This window comes from Lentiprolixibacter sp., assembly GCF_982873095.1.
In genome coordinates this window covers 1-3005 of sequence record NZ_CEYNTP010000298.1, presented here as the reverse complement: position 1 = coordinate 3005, position 3005 = coordinate 1, and the positions used below count along the sequence as shown (strand labels likewise).

General features: G+C 43.9%; 2 protein-coding genes and 2 pseudogenes. 3 read left to right on the top strand and 1 reads right to left on the bottom strand.

Annotated features, from left to right (window positions below):
- Positions 1-249, bottom strand: a pseudogene (locus tag AC4E7D_RS13470) (hypothetical protein); the annotation flags it as partial.
- Positions 250-485: 236 nt separating this feature from the next.
- Between AC4E7D_RS13470 and AC4E7D_RS13465 the strand changes: the two are divergent.
- From AC4E7D_RS13465 to AC4E7D_RS13455, 3 genes and pseudogenes are all read left to right on the top strand, one after another.
- Positions 486-1385: a MerR family transcriptional regulator gene (locus tag AC4E7D_RS13465; protein ID WP_490174301.1), complete on the top strand. Its 900-nt coding sequence runs from the start codon at positions 486-488 to the stop codon at positions 1383-1385.
- A gap of 30 nt (positions 1386-1415) precedes the next feature.
- The gene (locus AC4E7D_RS13460; RefSeq protein WP_490174300.1) at positions 1416-2873 is read left to right on the top strand and encodes a phytoene desaturase family protein; all 1458 of its coding nucleotides are present in this window, start codon (positions 1416-1418) and stop codon (positions 2871-2873) included.
- A gap of 11 nt (positions 2874-2884) precedes the next feature.
- Positions 2885-3005: pseudogene (locus AC4E7D_RS13455) on the top strand (phytoene/squalene synthase family protein); the annotation flags it as partial.

Genomic DNA, 3005 nt, shown 5'->3' with positions numbered 1-3005 from the left:
TACTACCGCGTCTACAACTACCCCAACGCGTTCGCATTCAATAATCCCGTCGCGAATCGACCAGTTATCAGGTAAACTTTCCTGGTTATACCCCCTCCATGAGCTGGCGTCCATTAATGGTATCCAATCTTGCTTTTCTGATCGGGCAATTTCTCTGGTTACGCTTTCAGGAGCAGATGGCGCCTCCTTTTTTTCCCTGCAGGACAGGATGGCCAAAAGGGTAAGTAGAAATATCGTCTTTTTAAACATAATTTATGGGTTAATGGCTTTCCTGGCTTGTGAATCTATATTATATCCCACTCAATATTCATTTGGGTCGCAATGGGATGACTAAAGATATCCATTTAACTGAACACAATTGAAGGAGAAATCAGGAATCGATAAACATATAGGGATAAGACTTATAAATGATACAAAATTTAACGTATTTATTAGAAACTTCCTTTAAAAATTGATAACTTTGTTTAACTTTTTAATTGAAAACGATGAACAACGTTAAGAAGTCCTTCAGCATACGTGATCTTGAGAATTTATCCGGGATCAAGGCACACACCATACGGATCTGGGAAAAACGGTATAATTTATTGTCCCCCGAGCGTACCAGCACCAACATCCGGACCTATAGTCTGGCAAGCCTGCAGAAACTCCTTAATGTTACCCTGCTCTACAACAACGGGTACAAGATTTCGAAGATCGCTAAAATCCCTGAAGAAGAAATCCCACAGGTAGTACGCGAACTGGTGGCCAAAAACAGCACCAAAAGTCATGCGCTTAACGCCTTTAAGTTGTCCATGATCAATTTTGACCTGGCCATGTTCCAGCGAACCTACAACAACCTCCTGGTAGACCGGTCTTTCAGGGATATATTCTGGGAAGTTTTTATCCCACTACTAAACGAATTGGGCTTACTGTGGCAAACGGATACCATCAGTCCGGCCCATGAACACTTTATTACCAACCTGATCAAACAAAAGATCTACACAAGCACAGAGAAGATTCAGACTATAGAACCTTCTAAAAAAGACAAGGTCTTTGTTCTGTTCCTCCCTGAAAATGAGATCCATGAAATCGGGTTGTTGTTCATTAATTACGAGATCATTCTGAGAGGTTATAAAACGGTATACCTGGGGCAGACCATGCCGCTGGAAAACCTGGTAGACCTTAAAAAATACTATACGAACCTGCATTTTCTGTCCTATTTTACCGTGGTACCTACAAAGGACCGGATGGAACAATACATAAAAGACTTCAACGAAGTGGTGAACTTTGACGGTAAATCCCATTTGTGGGTCCTTGGCAGGCAAACCCAGTACGTCAAAACCGAAAAATTACCCCCTCAGATAAAAACTTTCCAATCTGTGGAGCAATTGACCACATTCCTGTAAATTAGTTCCTGACGCCTAACCCATATGAAAATGAAAAAGAGTGTAGCAGTTATCGGTTCCGGCTTTTCGGCATTGTCAGCCTCCTGTTATCTGGCCAAGCAGGGATTCGAGGTATCCATTTTTGAGAAGAACGACACTGTTGGCGGTAGGGCCAGGCAACTTGTAGCCGAAGGGTTTACCTTCGATATCGGCCCCAGCTGGTATTGGATGCCTGATATTTTTGACCGTTTTTTTGCTGATTTCGGAAAAAATACATCGGACTACTACGAACTGGAACGCCTGGATCCCGCCTATAAGATCTTTTTTGCAGATGACCAGATTACCATTGGCGACAGTATGGAAAAAATCTGCCAGGAATTTGAGCGTATAGAAAAGGGCAGTTCCGTACCCCTGAAAAAATTCATTGCCAAGGCACAGCGCAATTACGATATCGCCATAAATGAGATCGTTTACCGACCTGGCAGATCTCCGTTTGAACTGGTTACCAAAGACACCGTAACCCGGGTAGACCAGTTCTTTAAAAACATAAGTCAGGAAGTCCGAAAAAACTTCAAAAACCCTAAGCTGGTCTCCACCCTGGAATTTCCAGTGCTTTTCCTGGGGGCCAAACCCAGTAAAACACCCGCATTCTACAGTTTTATGAACTTTGCTGATTTTGGATTGGGCACCTGGCATCCCAAAGGCGGGATGTACAAGATCATCGAAGGGATGCAACAACTCGCCCTGGAACTCGGAGTACATATCCAAACCAATGCTACTGTGGAAAAGATCAGGGTTGAAAATGGCAAAGCGGTTGGGATTACTGTAAATGGAGAGGACATCCACGCAGATTATGTGCTTAGCGGTGCAGACTATGTGCATTCAGAGAGCCTTCTGGATCCGCAATACCGCCAATACACGGAAGCCTATTGGGAGAAGAAGACTTTCGCCCCTTCCTCCTTGTTGTTCTATCTTGGATTTGACAAAAAGCTGGACCGGCTGGAGCATCACAACCTGTTTTTTGATACGGATTTTGACCGCCATGCTGAGGAGATCTACGATACCCCAAGCTGGCCAACAAATCCGCTCTTTTATGCCAATTTCCCATCCGTTTCCGATCCTTCCATGGCCCCAGAGGGCTGTGAAACCGGATTTTTCCTGGTACCTATTGCTCCGGGACTGGAAGATACCCCTGAATTACGGGAACAATATTTTGACCTGGTCATGAACAGATTTGAAGCGCGTATCGGTCAAAAGGTCAGAAATAATATTATATTTAAAAATACCTTCTGTGTGAACGACTTTAAGGAACAGTATAATTCCTATAAAGGAAATGCATACGGAATGGCCAATACACTGTCCCAGACTGCCTTTTTGCGGCCTGGCCTGAAAAGTAAAAAAGTTGAGGCTTTATTTTTTACCGGTCAACTGACTGTACCTGGCCCTGGGGTACCACCTTCGTTGATCTCTGGAAAGCTGGTCTCTGACCTTATGGAAAAACTAAATTGAAACCTTAACCCATGAAGGCTATTTTTGATGGCGTGTCCTACGAATGCAGTAAGGTGGTTACCGAGTCTTACAGCACTTCCTTTGCCCTGGCCACACGCATGTTATCTCCGTCCATCAGGCGTGATATCTACA

Bases quoted from the DNA above. Each gene is read 5' to 3' on its own strand.
- AC4E7D_RS13465 (WP_490174301.1), top strand. From the start codon at position 486: ATGAACAACGTTAAGAAGTCCTTCAGCATACGTGATCTTGAGAATTTA.
- AC4E7D_RS13460 (WP_490174300.1), top strand. From the start codon at position 1,416: ATGAAAAAGAGTGTAGCAGTTATCGGTTCCGGCTTTTCGGCATTGTCA.